This is a genomic window from Aliidiomarina indica (assembly GCF_015354615.1).
GTDB lineage: Bacteria > Pseudomonadota > Gammaproteobacteria > Enterobacterales > Alteromonadaceae > Aliidiomarina > Aliidiomarina indica.
Genome location: NZ_JACAVQ010000001.1, coordinates 516,449 through 537,800, shown reverse-complemented (window position 1 = coordinate 537,800; position 21,352 = coordinate 516,449). Strand labels below are relative to the sequence as shown.

Annotated in this window: 13 protein-coding genes and 1 tRNA gene; 11 read left to right on the top strand and 3 right to left on the bottom strand. The window is 48.2% G+C overall.

The features are described 5' to 3' along the window. The first annotated feature begins 113 nt into the window (after positions 1-113). From HXZ99_RS02395 to HXZ99_RS02370, 6 genes are all read left to right on the top strand, one after another. The gene (locus tag HXZ99_RS02395) at positions 114-1,496 is read left to right on the top strand and encodes a sodium-dependent transporter (RefSeq protein ID WP_194755664.1); all 1,383 of its coding nucleotides are present in this window, start codon (positions 114-116) and stop codon (positions 1,494-1,496) included. Between the two features lie 53 nt (positions 1,497-1,549). Further along, entirely contained in the window at positions 1,550-3,022 is a 1,473-nt protein-coding gene (nhaC, locus tag HXZ99_RS02390) for a Na+/H+ antiporter NhaC (RefSeq protein ID WP_407928485.1), read from the top strand. Between the two features lie 128 nt (positions 3,023-3,150). Next, complete coding sequence (gene pepN / locus HXZ99_RS02385; RefSeq protein WP_194755663.1) at positions 3,151-5,766, top strand: aminopeptidase N; 2,616 nt, start codon at positions 3,151-3,153, stop codon at positions 5,764-5,766. 128 nt (positions 5,767-5,894) lie between these two features. Beyond that, positions 5,895-10,739, top strand: a complete 4,845-nt coding sequence (locus HXZ99_RS02380; RefSeq protein ID WP_194755662.1) for an NAD-glutamate dehydrogenase — start codon at positions 5,895-5,897, stop codon at positions 10,737-10,739. Next, positions 10,739-11,752 carry a quinone-dependent dihydroorotate dehydrogenase gene (locus HXZ99_RS02375; protein WP_194755661.1) on the top strand — a complete coding sequence of 338 codons (1,014 nt, stop codon included), beginning with the start codon at positions 10,739-10,741 and terminating at the stop codon, positions 11,750-11,752. Before HXZ99_RS02380 ends, HXZ99_RS02375 begins: the two co-directional genes overlap by 1 nt. Positions 11,753-11,806: 54 nt before the next feature. Then, a complete protein-coding gene (locus HXZ99_RS02370; RefSeq protein WP_194755660.1) occupies positions 11,807-12,352 on the top strand; it encodes a cell division protein ZapC domain-containing protein in 546 nt (181 codons plus the stop codon). On the opposite strand, the gene cls is transcribed toward HXZ99_RS02370, so the two are convergent. Continuing rightward, a complete protein-coding gene (gene cls / locus HXZ99_RS02365; RefSeq protein WP_194755659.1) occupies positions 12,335-13,765 on the bottom strand; it encodes a cardiolipin synthase in 1,431 nt (476 codons plus the stop codon). The genes HXZ99_RS02370 and cls overlap by 18 nt on opposite strands. 99 nt (positions 13,766-13,864) lie before the next feature. Further along, positions 13,865-13,941, bottom strand: a tRNA-Met gene (locus HXZ99_RS02360). Between the two features lie 235 nt (positions 13,942-14,176). On the opposite strand from HXZ99_RS02360, the gene rlmKL reads away from it, so the two are divergent. The 5 genes from rlmKL to rmf all read left to right on the top strand — a co-directional run bounded on the left by rlmKL (position 14,177) and on the right by rmf (position 20,679). After that, positions 14,177-16,333 carry a bifunctional 23S rRNA (guanine(2069)-N(7))-methyltransferase RlmK/23S rRNA (guanine(2445)-N(2))-methyltransferase RlmL gene (rlmKL, locus tag HXZ99_RS02355; RefSeq protein ID WP_194755658.1) on the top strand — a complete coding sequence of 719 codons (2,157 nt, stop codon included), beginning with the start codon at positions 14,177-14,179 and terminating at the stop codon, positions 16,331-16,333. Continuing rightward, on the top strand, positions 16,326-16,565 hold the full coding sequence (locus HXZ99_RS02350; RefSeq protein WP_194755657.1) for a glutaredoxin family protein: 240 nt from the start codon (positions 16,326-16,328) through the stop codon (positions 16,563-16,565). Before rlmKL ends, HXZ99_RS02350 begins: the two co-directional genes overlap by 8 nt. After that, positions 16,562-18,505, top strand: a complete 1,944-nt coding sequence (gene uup, locus HXZ99_RS02345; protein WP_194755656.1) for an ATP-binding cassette ATPase Uup — start codon at positions 16,562-16,564, stop codon at positions 18,503-18,505. The genes HXZ99_RS02350 and uup overlap by 4 nt, the downstream gene beginning before the upstream one ends. Further along, on the top strand, positions 18,506-20,206 hold the full coding sequence (locus tag HXZ99_RS02340; RefSeq protein WP_194755655.1) for a DUF3466 family protein: 1,701 nt from the start codon (positions 18,506-18,508) through the stop codon (positions 20,204-20,206). It begins immediately after the preceding gene. A gap of 296 nt (positions 20,207-20,502) precedes the next feature. After that, a complete protein-coding gene (rmf, locus tag HXZ99_RS02335) occupies positions 20,503-20,679 on the top strand; it encodes a ribosome modulation factor (protein WP_194755654.1) in 177 nt (58 codons plus the stop codon). Between the two features lie 65 nt (positions 20,680-20,744). Here the strand turns inward: rmf and fabA are convergent, their stop codons facing one another. Then, positions 20,745-21,254 (bottom strand): 3-hydroxyacyl-[acyl-carrier-protein] dehydratase FabA, encoded by a 510-nt coding sequence (gene fabA, locus HXZ99_RS02330; protein WP_185960668.1) that lies wholly within the window; start codon positions 21,252-21,254, stop codon positions 20,745-20,747. Positions 21,255-21,352: the final 98 nt, after the last annotated feature.

Sequence of the window (21,352 nt, the reverse complement as noted above, 5' to 3'; positions counted from 1 at the left end):
CCTGGTAACACAGGCCCTTTGTTCTGCTATAAAGCATTAGATAAATATAATAATTAAAACTCAAACAAGAACGTTATACCCAAACAATAACGTCACTATAACGGTTAATTTTTATGACAACAGAACGCGCAACGCACAACCGCTGGTCCAGTAATTTCTCCTTTGTTCTTGCAGCCACAGCAGCGGCTGTAGGCCTCGGTAACATTTGGAAATTCCCCTATATTATGGGTGAAAATGGCGGTGGCGCTTTTGTGCTGCTCTATCTGTTATTTATCTTCTTAATCGGTGTGCCTGTGTTAATGGCAGAAGTATTAATAGGCCGACGTGGTCGCACATCGCCAGGCTATGCAGCGGCGAAGCTCGCCCGCGAATCAGGCGTTAGCCCCGCGTGGCAAATTACTGGCTGGATGGGGTTGAGTGCCGGTTATATCATCTTAACCTTTTATGCGGTTATCGCAGGTTGGGCGTTATCTTATGTATTTAAAAGCGCATCTGGGGCTTTTGTGGATGCGACACCGGCGTCGGTCGCTGCCGTGTTTGGCGGTATGGTTACCTCGGCTAGTGAACTCTTATTCTTTAGTACCTTACTTATTGTGGCCACGGTATTTGTAGTAGGCAAAGGGTTTAAGAACGGTCTCGAGCGGGCGGTTAAATACCTGATGCCCGTATTACTAATTCTTCTTGTTATCATTGCGATTTATTCGGGAATGATTGGTGATTTTGGGCGTGCCGTTAGCTTTATGTTCCGCCCTGATTTCTCAGCCCTGACGACCCAAGGTGCGTTGATTGCGCTAGGCCATGCGTTCTTTACCTTATCTCTGGCCTCTGGTGTGATGATTATTTACGGTGCATACCTTCCTAAAGGCACCTCAATTGCGCGTACCTCAATTTGGATTGCGTTAGCAGATACCTTGGTGGCGCTTGTTGCTGGCCTTGCTATCTTCCCCATTGTATTTGGTTTTGGCTTAGCACCGGGTGAAGGCCCTGGACTAATCTTCCAAACCCTCCCATTGGCGTTTACGCACATGCCAATGACATCACTTACGGCAACAGTTTTCTTTGTTATGCTGGTGTTGGCTGCATTTACCTCTGCTATCGCAATGATTGAAGCATCGGTGGCCTTTGCTGAAGAGAAGTTGCAAGTATCTCGCTGGAAAGCGTCTATCGCTTCCGGTTTATTGTTGTGGACCTTAAGTTTGGCAACGGTATTCTCCTTTGCAGGTGCTGGCTGGACGCAGCTCAATTGGAACTTCTTTGGCAAAGAATTGGCGACGATTTTTGACGCCATCGATCACTTGGCTTCGAACATTCTGCTACCGCTGGGCGGATTGTTGGCAGCGCTCTTTACCGGTTGGGTAATGAAGCGTCGCTTCACTGAGGAAGAATTAAACACAAGTGCGCGCGTGTACGCAATCTGGCGGTTCTGTGTGCGTTATTTAGCACCAATTGCTATTATTGCAATCTTTCTACAGCTACTTGGAATTGTTCAGTTTTAACAATTGATAATAATAAAGGGCCCCGTAAAGGGGCCCACTAGCATGGATTAGACATGATGACGGAAACCACAAAACGTCCTTCCTATCTACAGGCACTGATTCCTTTGCTCGCGCTTGTTGCGATGCTGGGCAGCTCTGTGTATTTATTTGGTGAAGATTCGTCCTACGGGCCAAATCAGATTGCCTTGCTTATCGCTGCAGCTATTGCTACCACAATCGCCTTCTTTAACGGTTACCGTTGGGGGGATATTGAGGCGGGCATCACCAAAGGCATCTCTGTTGCGTTAGGCGCCATTCTAATCATCCTTATGGTGGGCTCGCTGATTGGTACCTGGCTGCTTGCAGGTATTGTACCGACCATGATTTATTATGGGTTGGAATTACTAAGCCCAACCTGGTTTTATGCAGCGTCCTGTTTAATTTGTGCCATTGTTGCCATCTCTATCGGCAGTTCCTGGACCACCGCGGCCACCATCGGTGTGGCATTAATTGGGGTCGCTACCGGCATGGATTTATCGTTGCCAATTACAGCCGGGGCGGTCATTTCGGGGGCGTACTTCGGCGATAAGATGTCGCCTTTATCCGACACCACCAATTTAGCGCCTGCAGTGGCAGGTACAGAGTTATTTGCGCATATCCGCTATATGACGTTAACCGCCGTTCCTGCGCTGATTATCTCTTTGATTCTCTTTACGATCCTAGGATTTACCGGCACGGGTGTGGCAAACATTGATAGCCTAATGGTGATGCAGAATGATCTGGACGCCATTTTTAATATCAGTCCAGTGATGTTAATCCCGTTAGCCGTATTATTCACACTCGCCGCGACTCGCAAGCCAGCATTGCCTACGATTCTTATTGGTGCGTTGCTCGGGGGTGTATGGGCGTTATTGTTCCAATCAGACGTGGTGGCAAGTTTGACCCCGATTGCGCGTCCTTCCGCGTTCGTGGGTAACCTCGAAGTAGTGTGGGTGGCCTTAGCGAATGGCGTCAGTATTCCGACCGATAATCCCGATTTACAAAGCTTGATTAGTGGCGGCGGCATGGAAAGCATGACCAATACTGTATGGCTGATTCTTGCTGCCATGACATTCGGTGCGGTCATGGAAACCACAGGATTATTACAGAAAATTATCAGCGGTATTTTAAAAGTGGTTCACTCTACCGGCTCTTTGGTAACGGCAACCGTATTTACCTGTTTTGGTGCCAACGTACTTACCGCCGATCAGTATATGGCTATTGTATTGCCGGGACGGATGTTTCGTGAAGCCTATGCGAATGAAGGTCTAGATCCGCGCGTCTTATCTCGCACCCTTGAATCCAGCGGCACTATTACCTCACCGCTAATTCCGTGGAATACCTGTGGCGCATTTATGTTCAGTGTGTTGGGTGTGTATCCGTTGCATTACGCACCTTTTGCGTTCTTCCTATTCTTAGTCCCTATTATTACCATCATATACGCCTATACGAACTTCAAAATTTTGCGGCTTGAAGATTCCCAAAGCGATATGCAAACCGCAGGGTAAGAAAGAAACGCAGGCATCGCCTGCGTTTTTTTATGTCGCATTGAATAGTGGCTGCATCAAGCCTGTTTTCTAACTGCCGTTTTGATAGGATAGGGCCCATATTACTTTGTTGATGTCTCGGAGAAACCATGTCAGACGCGCCCGCGAGCACCCCGCAAGCTAAGTACCGCAAAGATTACCATGCTCCAGCTTTTACTATTTCGACAACAGATCTCGTGTTTGAGCTTGATGATCACAAAACCAAAGTGACCAATACCATGCAATTGGAACGCCAGCGGGCGGGGGAACCTTTGGTTTTAGTGGGTGAGAGCCTACGCCTGCTGAGTGTTTCCCTCGACGGCGAGGCGTTGTCGGCGTCCGAATTTACCAGCGATGGGGCGCTGACCATTAACGACGTACCCGATAAATTTTCGCTCACTGTTGTGACTGAGATTGATCCTGCTAATAACTCCGCGCTTGAGGGTTTATATAAATCCGCGGGAACCTTTTGTACCCAATGTGAAGCGGAAGGGTTTCGACGTATCACGTACTATCTTGATCGCCCAGACGTGTTATCGGTTTTTACCACCACTATTATTGCTCCCCAACAAGGGTTCCCATACTTACTATCAAACGGAAATCCGGTATCAACAGAGTCCGATGGCACTAAACATTCGGTCACCTGGCATGATCCTCACCCGAAACCGGCATACTTGTTTGCGTTAGTGGCGGGCGATTTTGACCTCCTTGAAGATCACTTCATCACCCGTGATGGACGTGATGTATTACTCCAGATTTTCGTAGATAAGGGAAATTTATCCAGAGCCGAATATGCAATGGGCGCGCTGAAACGTTCGATGCAGTGGGATGAAGAGCGTTTTGGTTTGGTCTACGATCTCGACATCTACATGATTGTTGCAGTCGATTTTTTCAATATGGGGGCGATGGAAAACAAAGGCCTTAATATTTTTAATTCCAAATATGTATTGGCGGATGCCGAAACCGCAACGGATCAAGATTTTATGAACGTTGAATCGGTGATCGGGCATGAATACTTTCATAACTGGACGGGCAATCGAATCACCTGTCGTGATTGGTTTCAGCTGTCCCTTAAAGAAGGGCTCACTGTCTTTAGGGATCAGGAGTTTAGTGCTGATCTCGGCATGCGCGCGGTACAACGCATTCAAGATGTCCGTATTATCCGGACCCATCAGTTCGAGGAAGATGCCGGTCCTATGGCGCACCCCATCCGCCCCGACAGAGTGATGGAGATGAATAACTTCTACACGGTGACGGTATACAATAAGGGCGCTGAAGTTATTCGTATGATCCATACCTTATTAGGGGAGGAGGGTTTCCAGAAGGGCATGCAGCTCTATATCAAGCGCCATGACGGCCAAGCCGTGACCTGTGAAGACTTTATTCAGGCGATGGAAGATGCGAACGGCGCCGATTTGGGTCAGTTCAGACATTGGTATGCCTACGCCGGAACGCCTCAAGTGCAAGTCACTTACACCTATAATGACGCCGCCAAAGAAGGAAAATTAACCTTTTCCCAGCAGGTACCGGACAGCGGCGAACAAACAGATAAGCCAGCATTTCATATTCCAATTCAAGTGGAATTTGTCGATGAACATGGGCAGTCGATGGATGTATTGGCTGACGGCAAGTCTTTGAATTTAATTGAATTAACTCAGCCTCAGCAAGAAATTAGCTTCACAAGTTCGGCAACACGTCCGGTACCTGCGTTGTTAGCCAATTTCTCAGCGCCGATTAAACTCCATTTCGAACAGAGCGAAGATGAGTTGTTAGCTATTATGAATGGCGCCACCGACGCCTTTCTGCGCTGGGATGCGAGTCAACGTATCTATCGCCACGCCATGCTGCAAGCAATCGCCGGCAAGACCGATGTCAGCCTTTCAGAAACCATGATTGATACCTTGGCAACGGCGCTGAAAGATAAAGAACAAGACGCGGCCTTGTGCGCGTTACTGCTGCAAATTCCCAATGAGGAATCGTTAGCGCAAGAATTCGAGATTATTCCTGTCGCTGAGGTTGGTCGGGTGGTAAGCGAAATGCGCGTGCTCATCGCACTGGCGCTAAAGGACGAATTGCTTTCTGCTTGGAAACGCACCGAGTTAGACAATGCTGGCTTAAGCTCAGCACTTATTTCGCAGCGTATGCTTGCAAATACAGCCCTTGGTTATCTCGCGCACCATCAAGATGATAGCGACATTACCACCATTATTGAGCGGCAATTTAAAGCGGATGGGAGCATGACATTAAGCTTCGGTGCCCTTGCTGCGGCTGTGCACACGGATCATCCGTTATGCGAACGCCTACTTGAAGACTTTGCCCGCACCTGGCAGGGAAATACCTTGGTGATGGACAAATGGCTAGCGGTACAAGCGAGTGCCCCTGACTTCGGTAATGCGGAGCGGGTGACCTATTTAACACACCACAGTGCCTTTAATTGGGCAAATCCCAATCGAATTTATGCATTATTGGCGAGTTTCACCCATAATTTAGGGCAATTACATGCAGAAGACGGGGCTGGGTATCAGTTGCTCGAAGATGCTATTTCACGCTTGAATGCATCAAATCCGCAGGTAGCATCTCGTTTATTGTCACCGCTACTGAAGTGGAAACGGCTACCTGAAGCACTACAGACGCCCTTGCATCAAACGCTTTTACGTTTGCGTCAGCTGAATAATTTAGCACCTGATTTGCATGAAAAATTGAGCCAGGCGTTGGGCGAAAAATAACTCCTCGCACCAGCGCAGAATACGTTGATTTTACTAGCGTAAAGGCCGAGAATAAGAGGGTTTACACCCCGCCGCGCTTTGCGGCTGGCGAGCCACTTTTTTTCGCCTGCAGACAAGGATCTATCATCATGGCATCGGTCAATAGTCAACCTCCAGTGATTCTCGAGAAAGTTTCTGAAACGATCCGTCAGAAATTGCCGTCTGAGATCGCGCAGTTGGTTGATGAATTTGCTCATCGTTTGTATCGAAACGTGTCCCGCGATGATTTCGCGGGTCGTGATCATAGTAATATTTACGGGGCTATAGTTGGGCTTTGGCATAGTTTTAGTAAGTATGAGTCCAATAGTAAGGCCACCATCAAGGTATATAACCCAGAAGTCGCGAAATACGGCTGGGAATCGCCACATACCATTATTGAAATTATTCAAACCGATATGCCGTTTATGGTGGATTCGGTGCGCATGGCGTTAAACCGGTTGGGTATTAACTCGCAACTGCTGTTACATGCACCGCTGGTTCATCGTCGGAACAGTGACGGTAGCGTGCGTGAGATCCTGCCGGCCGGGGAAGTTGATGCGAAAGCGCAAACAGATACGGTGTTCCTTATCGAAGTTGATCGCCAGAACACCTCGGAAGAATTAAAAACGTTAAAGAAAGAACTTACCTCGGTTATGGAGGAAGTATCTCTCGCGGTAGGCGATTGGCAGCCAATGCGTCAACGTTTAGAGGATATCGTTGCCTCCCTGGAAAAACGCAATTTTCCAGGGAGTGACGAGCAGTTAGAACAAGCAAAACGCTTTTTAGGTTGGCTTGCGAACGACAACTTCACTTTGATGGGATATCGCAGCTATACCCTTACACCAGTAGAAGGCGATTACGAACTGACCCAAGATCAAGGAAGCAGCTTGGGCTTGTTACGAGCATCAGAGAGCAAGCAAGGGCGTCGCTTATCGGAAATGACCAAGCTCGCCCGGACAACGGCACTTGCCAACAACGAACTGTTGTTGCTCACCAAAACCAATGCGAAATCACGGGTTCATCGTCCTGCTTACAATGATTACATTGGTATTAAACGCTTTGACAAGAAAGGCCGAGTTATTGGTGAAGATCGATTCATCGGTTTGTACGCGGCAAGTTTCTACAATGACAGCGTGATGGACATTCCATTAGTCAGCGATAAAGTATCGGCGGTATTGAAGAATAGCCGTCACGCGCGGGGAACTCACGCAAGTAAAGCGCTGTTGAATATCATGCAAACCTACCCACGCGACGAAATCGTTCAGTCGAATGTCGACGATTTGCTCACCACTGCGCTGGGGGTGTTACAGATTCAAGAACGGGATATTACTCGGGTATTCTTACGTCGGGATATCTTTGGACGATTTATTACCGCCATGGTGTATGTTCCAAAAGAGCGCTACAACACCTTATTGCGGATGAAAACACAGCAAATCCTCGCACGTACGCTTGGTGGGGCCGAGGATGTTGACTTTACCACGTATTTTTCAGAATCGGTACTCGCGCGGACGCAATATACCGTGCGTGTAGAAGATAGCGGACAGGAAATTAATGTGAAAGAACTTGAAGAAAACCTCACAGAAGCATCGCGCACTTGGGAAGATAACCTCGAGCGGTTGCTCATTACCGGTAAAGGTGAAGCGCGGGCCCGTGAGTTAGTCCGCCGCTATTCAGACGGTTTCTCTAGAGCGTATAAAGAAGATATCCTGCCGTCCGTTGCCATTGCCGATATTGAGCAGCTAGAAGCGCTCGACGATGATCATCGTCTCGGCATGTTGTTTTATCGCGCACAAGAAGTGCAAGACGATTCGAACCGCGTGAAGCTTAAGCTATTCCATCGCGATGAACCGATCCATTTGTCTGATGTATTGCCGATGCTGGAAAACTTTGGTCTGCGCGTCATTAACGAATCGCCTTATCAAATTAAAACCAACGACGGTCATGTCTATTGGGTTCTTGATTTCTTTATGTTGCATACCGCCGGCAAACTCGATTTAGAGAATAGCCGCGACAATTTCCAGAATGCCTTTGCCAAAGTGTGGACCGGTGATTACGAAGATGATGGCTTTAACCGCTTAATTCTGGGTGCCGGTATGGAAGGCCGCCATGTTGTGATTTTGCGTATGTTTGCAAAATACATGCGACAAATTGGCGTGACCTTTAGCCAAAGCTATATCGAAAGTACCTTTACCCGCTATCCCAAGATTGCCAAGCTGCTTGTGAAGTTGTTCTACTTGCGCTTTGAGCCAGGCACGAAGTTAACGGCAAAGAAATTGGATACCTTGGTGCAGCGTATTCAAGGCGAATTGGAGAATGTTGCCAGCCTTGATGACGACCGAATCATTTGTCGCTATTTGGATCTTATCCAAGCGGCACTTCGCACCAACTTCTTCCAAACAGATGCCGAAGGTAAAGAAAAGCCTTATGTATCGGTGAAGTTTTTGCCGGAACTGATCTCGGAAATGCCATTGCCGCTGCCGAAATACGAAATATTCGTATATTCACCGCGCGTTGAAGGGGTCCATCTGCGTGGTGGTAAGGTCGCCCGTGGTGGTTTACGTTGGTCTGATCGCCGTGAAGATTTCCGGACCGAAGTTCTGGGTTTGGTAAAAGCACAGCAGGTAAAAAACACTGTTATCGTTCCTGTGGGCGCGAAAGGTGGCTTTGTTTGTAAGCAACTCCCGGAAGAACGTGATGCCATGTTCGAGGAAGGGAAAGCCTGCTATCGCACCTTTATTCGTGCGCTTCTTGATATTACCGATAATATCATTGATGGCGAGATTGTTTATCCAGAGAACGTGGTACGTCATGATGACGACGACCCGTATTTAGTAGTTGCTGCCGATAAAGGGACAGCAACTTTCTCGGATATTGCCAATGGCATATCAGCGGAATACAAACATTGGCTTGGCGATGCATTTGCGTCTGGTGGCTCCGTGGGCTACGACCACAAGAAAATGGGAATTACTGCGCGTGGCGGTTGGGAATCGGTTAAACGCCACTTCCGGGAAATGGGCATCGATTGTCAAACCACGGATTTTACCTGCGTGGGCATTGGTGACATGGGTGGGGATGTGTTCGGTAACGGTATGTTACTGTCGAAACACACCAAATTAGTGGCCGCCTTTAACCACATGCATATCTTTATCGATCCAGAGCCAAATCCAGCCAAGTCGTTTAAAGAACGTGAGCGTTTATTCAATATGCCGCGCTCAAGCTGGGACGATTACGATCGGAGCTTGATTAGCGAGGGCGGCGGGATTTTCTTGCGCAGCGCGAAATCAATTGAGCTGACCACGCAAATGAAGCGTTTGCTTGGTACGCAAAAGCGCAGCATGACGCCGACGGAGTTGATCAAGTCACTGCTTACCGCAGAAGTTGATTTATTATGGAATGGCGGTATCGGAACCTATGTGAAAGGTAGCAAGGAAACCGACGCGGATGTAGGCGATCGTGCAAACGATGCCCTGCGCGTGAACGGCAAGGAATTGCGGGCGAAAGTGGTCGGTGAGGGCGGTAACCTCGGTTGCACGCAACTGGGTCGAATTGAATATGCCATGCGTGGTGGCCGCATTAACACCGACTTTATCGATAACGTGGGTGGGGTAGATTGTTCAGATAATGAAGTGAACATCAAAATCCTTCTCAATGGCTTGGTAAGCCAAGGTAAATTGACGAAAACACAACGGGACCAGTTACTCTTTGAGATGACTGACCAGGTGTCTGAAATCGTATTACATGACTGTAATCGCCAGACCCAATCAATCTCTGTGACCTTATTGCGCGGTGTTGACCAGATTAAGGAAATGCAACGTTTTATTCATCATTTAGAGAAAGAAGGCCTGCTCGATCGGGCTCTGGAGTTCTTGCCAGATGATGATGAATTGGCTGAGCGTACTGCCGCTGGGAAAGGTTTAACGCGTCCTGAACTTGCTGTATTGAACGCCTACGGCAAAATGGTTCTGAAAGAAGAGCTGGTGTGTGATGAGATCACGCAAGACCCATTCCATCAGCGCGAACTGGTCGCAGCTTTCCCACGCGAGCTTCAGGAGCAGTTTAAAGAAGACATGAACGATCATCCATTGAAAGGCGAGATTATTGCGACCAAGTTGGCCAATAATATTGTCAATGATATGGGCCCGAACTTCGTGTACCGCAAGCAAGAAGCGACCGGGGCGACTGTGGCAGAAATTGCGGCAGCCTATATAACTTCCCGTGAAGTGTTCGGTAGCCGTTCAATTTGGCAACAGGTGGAGAAACTTAATAATAAGATCTCGGCCGATACGCAAAATCACATGTTGTTCCAGGTGCGCCGTATGGTTCGCCGCGCCACGCGCTGGTTCTTACGTCATAAGAATCCAGAGTTTAGCAGTATCCAAGAACATATCGATTTTTACTCGAAGTCGTTTAACGACCTGCGTAAAAATGTTCTGAACTATCTGAGCGACGCTGAAAAAACTGCGATTAGTGGTCAGATTGAAAAACTGGTTGAGCAGGGCGTTCCTAAAGATCTGGCGCATCAAATTGGTATTTTGAGCACCGTGTTCTCAGCCATGGATATTGCTGAAGTTGCCGCGTTGACGAAGCAGAAGATTTCTGTAGTTTCTGAGACTTACTTCCGCTTGGGTGCAGAATTAAGCATTCACTGGTTCCTCGACCAAGTGAACCGGCAACCTGTAGCCAATCATTGGCAAGCCCTTGCCCGTGCAGCTTTCCGGGAAGAGCTTGATTGGCAGCAACGGCTGTTAACCCTAACCGTATTAAAATATGCCGGTGAGGATAAATCCGCTGAAGATATGCTAAACCGCTGGATGGAAGACAATAAAGCCTATGTTGAGCGCTGGAAGCAAACCCTGGCAGACTTCAAAACCACGAAGAGCCATGAGTTTGCGAAATTCTCAGTTGCTTTACGCGAGCTCACGCTACTGGGACAAAAAAGCGGAAATAATCACTAATGAATGTGTATCCGCTGATTCGCTCTGCGTTGTTTAAGGGCGATCCTGAGTGGTCGCACGATTTCACGTTGAATCAACTAGAGCGCATGGGAAAAAATCCCATGCGCTGTTTGTTGCAACAAAAAATCGCCGACAAGCCGGTACAGGTGCTCGGCCTTCAGTTTCCAAATCCGGTGGGCCTAGCTGCCGGCTTAGATAAAGACGCACGCTGTATTGATGCTTTTGCGGCGATGGGTTTTGGATTTATCGAGGTGGGAACCATTACGCCTAAACCTCAGCCGGGCAATCCTAAACCGCGCATGTTTCGTTTGCCGGAGCATCAGGCATTGATTAACCGCATGGGCTTTAACAACCAGGGTGTTGAAGCGCTCGTGGCGCGGATTAAGGCTTCAAATTATCGTGGCATTCTTGGCGTTAATATTGGCAAGAACAAAGACACACCAGAAGAGCAGGGTAGTGCCGACTATTTGTACTGCATGGAACGTGTCTATTCGGTGGCAAGTTATATTGCTGTGAATATTTCATCGCCTAATACGCCGGGTTTGCGGGCTTTTCAGCATGGCGACGTTCTCAACGGTTTGTTAGCCGCCCTAAAGAAAAAGCAACAAGAGTTGGCAACGCAACACGGCAAGTACGTTCCGCTGCTGGTGAAAATTGCCCCTGATATGGATCAATCGGAAACCGAACGTTTCGCTCAGGGCATTATTACACATGGCATAGATGGGGTTATCGCGACCAATACAACCACGGAACGAACGGCGGTACGTGGGCATACTCATGAGCACGAAGCAGGTGGATTAAGTGGTGCCCCGGTAAGTGAAGCCTCAACGCAGGTGATTCGCTGGCTACGTGCGGCTTTGCCGGATTCAGTTCCGATTATTGGCGTTGGTGGGATTATGAGCGGTGATGATGCGAAAGCCAAAATCGATGCCGGGGCAAGTTTAGTACAAGTGTACACAGGCTTTATATATAAAGGCCCTGAGCTGATTCGGGAGATTGTTGAAAACTTGTAATCTTATTAAAAAAAGCGTATCGTGGCCTCGATCGAGTATATAGGGAAAATTTCGATGCAACATTGGCAATGGCGTTTGCAGGATTCACAAACGCTTGTTATAGAATTAGATAAGAAGCTCACGCGTCCGCTCGAGTTTAAGCGGAGCTTTTTACGTGATCGTCTGCCAGATTCGGTCTCTTTTTCGATGGACGATGCCGGTGCCTTTCAACGCTTTGCCGATTACCTTGACGAACATAGTGCGCTATCTGCTACGGAGCAGTTTGATATTGCCTTGCACGCGACCGCCTTGGTTCGATTTGGCAAAATCATGTTGCCACAGAGTTGGTATTTCCAATTTGGTCCTTTCTCTGAGGAGAAGCCGTGGCCACAAACCCATTTGTTTTGTTCATTAATTTCAGGCCCGTCCCAGGCTGACTTTCTTGTGGTTGAACAAGACGAACGCTGCTCATTATGTATGCTGGTCGATGAGACATTTGAGTTAGGTGGGTTTAAAACCATGCGACGCTTTGAAGTAACCCGGGTGCTGAATGACCGACTGCAAGAATCGTTGCGTCATCCCATGCCACGTATGGGTGGCCACTCAAAGCAGTGGGCTTAAGAAATACATAAAGCGTTCTGCGACGCGATGTAATCGAGAGCGCGCCTTCCAGTCTTTATATTCGATGGCCTTACTTTGATTTCTATAGCTGTGCAATAATTCGCACACTTGCTTACAACTATCCTCGTTATACAGCGCAAAACTCAGCTCAAAATTGAGTTGCAGGCTACGCATATCTAAATTCATACTTCCGACGATTGCTAACTCACCGTCAACTACCATGGCTTTGCTATGGAGTAATCCCTTCTCGAATAGTCGGATTTCGACACCAGCGGCTAGGAGATTTTCATAATAGGAACGGCTTGCAAACGCAGCGATGCGCGAATCACTAACCGCAGGTAACAGCAGGCAAACGGAAACGCCGCGTTTACCTGCGTGTACTAAGGCTTCATAGATGGCTTCGCTCGGCACAAAGTAGGGTGTGGCAATAATGAGGCTTTCATCTGCCCGGTGGATTAACGACAGCATCAGCTGATGCACCACATCAACGTGAATCCCTGGACCCGATGGAATAATAGAAAGCCACTGCTTACTATGGGGAAGCGGATTATCGAGTTCCGGGAAATTGCGTTCGCCGGTTTCTAATTCCCAATCCCATGAAAATACCTTAGAAACACCAAAAGCCGCAGCTCCATCGAAACGAATGACCATATCGATCCACGGGCCAAAGCGCCGACCTTGGTTAAAGTAACGGGGGTCTGCCATATTCATAGAACCGCTGTAACAGATGGAATGGTCTATGAGCAGCATCTTCCGATGCAAGCGTAAATCGGCGCGCCGAAATAAGTTACGAAATAGGTTTACCGGTAGTGCTGATAGGAAGCGAATACCTGCATTGCGCATTAACTTAAGATCTTTATTCCAGAGAAAGAAGCGCCAGCTACCAGCATGGTCAATAAGCACTTCGACAATCACACCGCGTTCTGCTGCTTTGATGAGGGCTTGCGTCACTTCAGACACACGTCCATAAGGGTGCCAGATGTAAAATTCCATGCGAATATTTTTCTGCGCACGATTGATATCCTCAATCCAGGCATCAAAAATTTTGTCGGGATCACTGAGAACATTTAGGTTGTCATAGCCAAAGGCGCCAATGCCATCACGGCGTTTCATCAAATTATAGATGGCGCCCGCAGCGACGTTTTCTGGGACTTTGGGTTTATGATCATGTAAATGGGAGAGGAAATTATCGGTAAACGGCTTGTGCATGGCCTCTGCTCGCCGAACTCTGCGTTTTCCTAATTGAACCTCTCCAAAAAAGAGATAAATCAGAGCGCCGATAAAGGGAATGATAATGATGATCAAAACCCACGCGAGCGACGCGCTCACAGGACGCCGTTTAAAGATAATTCGAATAAATACCGAAGCAATCAGAAGCCAGTAAAGTAAGACAAGGAGATCGGTAAACTGCACGAAACACACTCGTTATTGTGATTGTGATAGCCTAACTATAGAAACAAGTGGGATTTTTTTCAATAAATGGGGTAGGACACCCAGAATAGCATCGGAAATTGGTTGCGGGGGCAGGATTTGAACCTACGACCTTCGGGTTATGAGCCCGACGAGCTACCAGACTGCTCCACCCCGCGTCCGATGTGGGGCGTATCATAACAGCACCCATCCTTTTTGCAAGGCTAAACATCTACTTTTCGATGTTTTATGGCCAGAATCATGTCAACCGCTTAAAAATGATACAATTCGTTGGTTTTGTGGCCTATAGATTAAAGAAAGGAAGTAAGACAGGGGCCCGCTGCATAAGATATACTAGGGGAAATTACGGAATTCTATGCTTCACACACGAAAATCTCTGGAATAGTTATATTCATGCAGTCATATCAATTTTTTGTTCCATGCGCCCTCGGCTTAGAAGAACTCCTTGCCCAAGAGCTATCGTCTTTAGGGGCCGGCGATGTTAAGCCGACTAATTCCGGCGTTACCTGCAGCGGTGATATCGAACTGGGCTACCGCTTATGCTTATGGTCTCGTTTGGGTAGCCGCGTTCTATTAAAATTAATAACTGCAGAAGTACACGACCGTTTTGGCTTGGAAAAACTCTCTAGCGATTACCCTTGGCACGATGTTTTTAATGAGCGTAATACCTTTTCCGTGCGTTTCAACGGCACGAGCCAAACACTAAGAAACACCCAATTTTCGGCACAAGTCGTGAAAGACGGAATCGTCGATGCATTTCGGCGTACCGGTGATAAACGTCCTACCGTCGATGCCAAACAAGCAGATATTCAAATTCAAGGGTATCTGAACAAAGGCGAAGTAACTCTTTATTTGGATTTGGCAGGGGCAGGTTTACATGAACGCGGCTATCGACAAGCGAAGGGTGCTGCGCCGATACGAGAAACGTTAGCGGCAGCTATGATTATGCGCGCGGGCTTAAACGGAAGTGTTGTTGACAGCGACAATTGGCCAGCAGTCATTGCTGATCCTACCTGTGGCTCGGGCACTCTATTGATAGAAGCAGCATTGATGGCCACAGATCGTGCGCCAGGGTTAGGGCGAACGCGCTGGGGTTTTAGCGCCTGGCGGGCACATCGTGCTGAGATTTGGAATCGTCTTAAGGAAGAAGCCGAAACCCGCTTTGATAAAGGGCGGACAGCTTGTAATACTCAGTTTCATGGGGTTGATGTAGACCCAGAAGTCGTTGCGGCAGCTCAGCAAAACGTTGCCGGACTCGGACTTACGGATCTCATTAAGATTGAAGAAGGGGACTTTAACTCCCCTTGGCTCATGAAACGTTATCGAGCGAGTGCGTCTGGTTTGATCGTAAGTAATCCACCCTATGGTGAGCGCTTAGGTAGTCCGTTTGCGGCGTGGCAGTTTTATCGTAAGCTCGGTGCCTGGCTGCAACCGGGCATTCCCAATTGGCGAGCGGCGATTCTCACGCCAGATGAGACCATGATTCGTGCCATGCGGTTACGTACGGATAAGAAGTACAAGCTCAATAATGGCGGCATTCCGGTGCTTTTAGCCATGATTAATTTGCACGAACCGCAAACACAGTTTGCCCGACCTGAACTCGAATCTCTTTCTAATCGATTACAGAAGAATTGGAAACAGCGAGAAAAATGGGCACGTAATGAAGGCGTGAATTGCTTTCGCGTGTATGACGCAGATATTCCAGAGTTTAATGCCGCAATCGATTTTTATGATGGCGCATTAGTTATTCAAGAATATGCAGCGCCAAGTACAATTCCTGAGGCCGTTGCAGAGAAACGCTGGTGGCAGGTGATTGAAGCCGCTTTAGATGGCCTTCCAATCGACCCGGCTCAAGTATATACGCGGCAACGGAAGCGGCAAAAGGGAGAGCAGCAATACAACCGTGTGTCAGATGAGAGTGTTGTCATTGAGGTTCAAGAGTATAACGCGAAATTTTTCGTCAACCTCACGGATTATCTGGACACAGGGATTTTCCTTGATCACCGCTGGGTGCGAAAAGACATTCAAGCACGATCGCGGGATAAGCGAGTACTAAATTTATTTGCTTATACAGGCACCGCGTCGGTGCACGCTGGCTTAGGTGGTGCGTCTGAAGTGACCACCGTGGATATGTCGAAAACTTATTTAAACTGGGCCAAGGACAATTTCCGCCTTAACCATTTAACGATTTCTCGGCACCCATTTATTCAAACAGATTGCATGCAATGGTTGGCTACTGAAGCAGCAAAAGCGGTTCCTGAGCAATGGGATGTGATTTTCATTGATCCGCCTACCTTCTCGAATTCAAAGCGCATGGATACAGTGTTTGATGTGCAGCGAGATCATGGGGCACTCTTGGCCCAAGCGAAGCGGCTTTTAGCCCCGGGTGGGCTCATTATTTTCACCAATAATAAACGCGGGTTTAAGCTCGACCAAACGGCGGTAGCAGAGCTTGGTTTTGTTGCCGAAGACAAAACTCGGGAATCGATACCACCGGATTTTGAGAAGCAACGGGCTGTTCACGTATGTTGGTATTTGCGTCATGCCTGAGTTTTATCTGTTAACGAAAGATAATTGCGCGTTGTGTGTGCATGCCGTGGAATTAATTTACCAACAACAGTTACCCGAGCCTATTCAACTGCATATGGTGGATATAAGCCATGATGCAGCGTTACTCGCAGAGTACGGTCTATTAGTTCCTGTGCTCGTGCGCGATGCCGATGACGCAGAATTAAAATGGCCCTTTGAAGCAGAACAATTGCAGGAATTTCTATCACAATGAGTGTTGTTTTAAGACTCACCAATGCCCGTTTAGCGTTCGGTTCAGCGCCTATTTTAAATAGTGCGGAATTTACCGTGGGAACACAGGAACGGGTATGTATTACAGGGCGTAATGGCGCCGGTAAATCAAGTTTGCTCAAGGTTCTTGATGGCAGTATTACCCTTGATGAGGGTAACCTCCAGCGCGTCGGTGAAGCCAAGGTAGCGATGCTGCCGCAAGACCCGCCACGCCACATGGAAGGCTGTGTTTACGACTACGTGGCGGCTGCATTTGCCGAAACTGGACGTCATATTGCGACCTATCACGAATTATCACAACAATTAGCGACAGATCCGGAAAACGAAGCCTTGCTTGCTCGTCTCATGCGCGCGCAACAGCTATTAGATGCCAACGATGGCTGGCAGGTGCAAAACCAGATTGAACAAATTTTAAGTCGGTTGCATCTAGACGGTGATCAACAAATGACGCACTTGTCTGGGGGCTGGCTACGCAGAGTGGCCTTAGCTCGGGCGTTGGTCATTCAACCGGATGTACTGCTCCTCGACGAGCCTACCAACCATCTGGATGTTGATACGGTGATGTGGCTCGAACAAATGTTGCTAGATTTCCGTGGTTCAATCGTTTTTATCAGTCACGATCGCGCGTTTATACGTGCATTGGCAACCCGTATTGTCGATCTCGATCGGGGCGTGTTGACATCATTTCCGGGCAACTACGACGCTTATCTAGAAGAAAAACAACGATTGCTCGAAGTAGAGCAAATGCAGGCAGCTGAATTTGATAAAAAGTTAGCACAAGAAGAAGCCTGGATTCGACAAGGCGTTAAAGCCCGCCGCACCCGGAATGAAGGGCGCGTTCGCGCGCTGCAGGAGTTGCGGAAAGAGCGCGCGCAAAGACGCTCCCGTCAAGGACAAGTGAATATTGATCTAGGCGCCGGAGAGCGCTCGGGCAAAATCGTGTTTGAAGCACAGGATTTAGGGCTGACACTCGGTGATAAGCGGTTGATTGCCCACTTGAATTTGGTGATACAACGGGGTGATAAACTCGCCTTTGTTGGCCCCAATGGGTGCGGTAAAAGCTCGCTTATCCGTCTCATCACTGGTGAAATTCAAGCCACGAGCGGCTTGTGTAAGCTAGGCACGAACCTAAGTATTGCGTACTTTGATCAACATCGTCAGTTGCTTGATCTTGATGCAACGGTGGCCGACAACGTTGGTGAAGGAAAGGTCGATGTTACTCACCGTGGCCGAACGCGTCATATATACAGCTATTTACAAGACTTTTTGTTCTCGCCCCAGCAAGCGCGGACACCGGTCAGTGCGTTGTCCGGTGGAGAGAAAAACCGCGTGATGCTGGCCAAGATTTTATTGCGAGACAGCAACCTATTAATTCTCGATGAACCAACCAACGACCTAGATATTGATACCCTAGAGTTATTGGAGCAAGTGGTGGTGGACTACCCAGGTACCGTGCTTATGGTGAGCCATGATCGGGAGTTTATCGATCATGCAGCGACGTCGGTCTTGTTGTTTGAAGGTGAGGGCAAGGTGACGGAAATCGTCGGTGGTTTCGACGAGGTGCGGCATTATCAAGCGAAACAAGCCAATGCGCCTGAACCAACCACAAATAAAATTCGCGAAAATAGTGAGCTGTCGGGAACTTCTGAGGGAAAACAGCACTCAGAGAGCGAGTCCGCTTTAGCTCAGAAGACGAACAAGTTATCATACAAATTAAAACGAGAGCTCGAGTCGCTTCCCGGACAAATAGAATCGCTCGAAACAGAATTAAACGATTTACAACAACATATAAATAATCCTGAGTTTTTTCGAAAACCGATCACCGAAACCCAACCTGTTATGGATCGGTTAAGTGAGCTAGAAGAGGCGTTAATGCATGCTTTGGAACGCTGGGATTATTTAGAAAACTTACAAGGTAATTGAATGCGCAATAACAAATTAGCTATCGCTATCTCAACAGCACTGGTTTGGGGAATTGGAACTGCGGGTGCAGACGCTCTTCCGCAAGGTTATACAGTGACTGAGATCGGTTCATTGCCGCAAGCGCGCAATGTTGTGCCGCGCGCCATAAATGAGCAAGGTCATGCAGTAGGTGTCCTTAGCGACTTGGTTGGCCAGAATATCCGTCTAGATTTGCTCGATCCAGAAGACTTCCCGGATGTTGATGATATTATGAATCCGACGGACGCTGAGCTTCGGCGCATTCGTGATCGTTTGATTGCCGGCGAAGCTGTTTCGACCAGCCCGAGAAATCAGAAGCTGGCCACTGAACTTGCGTTTCTGTTTGATGGCGAAATGCAAGAGCTGGACGGTTACGATACGCTTGATGATGAGACCGGCGAGCGCACAGATAGCGCTGATTTTCGCGCGATTGGCATGAACAATCACGGTATTGTGGTGGGCCAAGCGGGCTTACCTTACCATCGCATTGACGGGCAGGACAGTCAGGGCGAAGACGCCACTTTCTTTACCCGCGAAACCTTTCCGATTGGCGCATGGACTGACGGTGTGAATTATCGCACGGTCGGTGGCGCTGATGACCTCATTCAAGGCGGAACCGCAAGTCTTTATGCCATTAACGATGCAAACCTTGCTGTTGGCTATGCCAGTGTTGCTGATGGTTGGCGCTTAGAGGAAATCTACGAGCGCTGCACAACAGCAGAAGATGAAGAGGGTGAACCGATTCATTTAGAACCCGTATCCGTGTGTTTGTGGCGGTTCTGGTTTGCCAATAGCGGTATTCGCGAAGGCGCCCGCACGCCATTTACCGATGAAGAAGCCTTCTATTGGCAGTTTGATGCTCAAGGTAACGTTGTTGAGAAGGGGGCTTTAGGTATTCCGTTTGATAAAGAAGCGGACGCCGAAGACGGATTCTCCACCATTCGTTACACTTCTATTGCCAGAGATGTTAACAATCAGGGTGATATCGTTGGTGTGTCACGCCGTGCTATTCAAGGAGCGCATCTTCGCAAGGCCACCTGGTTCAATAGCCCAGAAGGCCCTAAAGACGTTCGCGCCGGATCTGGTGACGGTAACATCAGTGAACTGGTAGCAGTGAATGATCAACGCATTGCCGTTGGTTTTAGCCAGCGATTTATCGAGCAAGAACAACGCTCACGTCTGTTTTACATCGACTTAGACGATCCTGAGCTCAATGCCGTGTATCCCGTGGGCTTCTCTACTGTGGGTATTTGGCAACCACGCGCAATAAACAACCATAACGTTGTTGTAGGCCGTGCGGAAGTTGAGATCAATGCTAGGAGTAACCGTCGCTTTTCAGGCTTCGCCTTCGACATTAACTCCGGCGTCGTGATGAATTTAGACGATTACTTGCCTTGTGATTCAGGGCTGCGCATTGTCGAAGCGGTGGATATCAATAATTCTGGTGAGATACTGGCTATCGCCATGGTTACCAGCACCTTTGAAGAAGACGGTGAAACGCGTAACTACAATGCACTTCGCGCTGTGGTAATGAGCCCGACTGACCAAGAGCCTACGCCGTGCACGCCACCGGGCAGCAGCGAGGATCCAAATACACGTCAGGGCGCATTCATGCACCCAATTTTGGTGGGTATGTTGAGTCTTTTAGCGCTTATTACTCTACGCCGCAGAAAGACTTCTTAACATTCGATTTTCATCTAAATTAAAAACATCCCGACTCTCAGCGCCTTAACTCTTTTAGGTGCTGGTAGTCGGGATTTTTAATTGAACTTTAATGCATTTGTCACTATCCATAGTATACGAGCACAGAAAAAAGCTCGTCGCATCTGAAATGCTCTTCAGAAACAGCGTAAAAAAATGTAGCAAAATACACTTACCTGTTTTTGAACCATAGATCGCGTTGATTTAGTAAGGCACGGCAGCACAGCTTGTTGTGGCACTATTTCAACTGGCTAAAAGCGACAAAGAGGAAAGTGAAGATGAGAAGACAAAAACGTGACCGTTTAGAGCGTGCACATTCTCAAGGTTTCAAAGCAGGGGTTTCTGGACGTTCTAAAGAAACCTGTCCCTACCAAAGCAACGAAATACGCTCACAATGGCTCGGCGGATGGCGAGATGCCATAGAAGCCCGAACCGATGGTTTATATCGACTGTAATAGATAACGGTCACTATAAAAAAGCCCCCTGAGATGGGGGCTTTGTGGTTCTGGGCTTCTGGTCTTTAGAAGCCCGACGTGTCGGTAAATAATCCTACTTTCAAATCTTTCGCTTCGTAGATTAAGCGACCATCCACTTCCACATAGCCATCACCGATGCCCATGAACAGACGACGCTTTACAACACGCTTCATGTGAATTTTATAGGTAACCTTCTTGGCGGTAGGTAATACTTGTCCGGTAAATTTCACTTCGCCCACGCCTAGGGCGCGACCGCGTCCCGGACCGCCAGAGCAGGCGAGGAAGAAACCTAGGGTTTGCCACAAGGCATCAAGACCAAGGCAACCAGGCATGACAGGGTCACCAGGAAAATGACAGGCAAAAAACCATAAATCTGGATGAATATCGAGCTCGGCTTCAATGTAGCCCAAACCGAAGTCGCCGCCATCATCGTTCATGATGGTAATTCGATCCATCATAAGCATATTTGGTGCAGGTAACTGGCTATTTCCAGGACCAAACATTTCGCCACGGCTGCACGCCAATAATTCTTCCCGAGTATAACTAGATTGCATGTTTAACACCTTGTTGTTGGACCTCGTCGATATGGGCCAATTTTTAAAATTGCCGCTAGCTTAGCGAACAGGTGTACGCTAGACAAGTCCGAACAGTT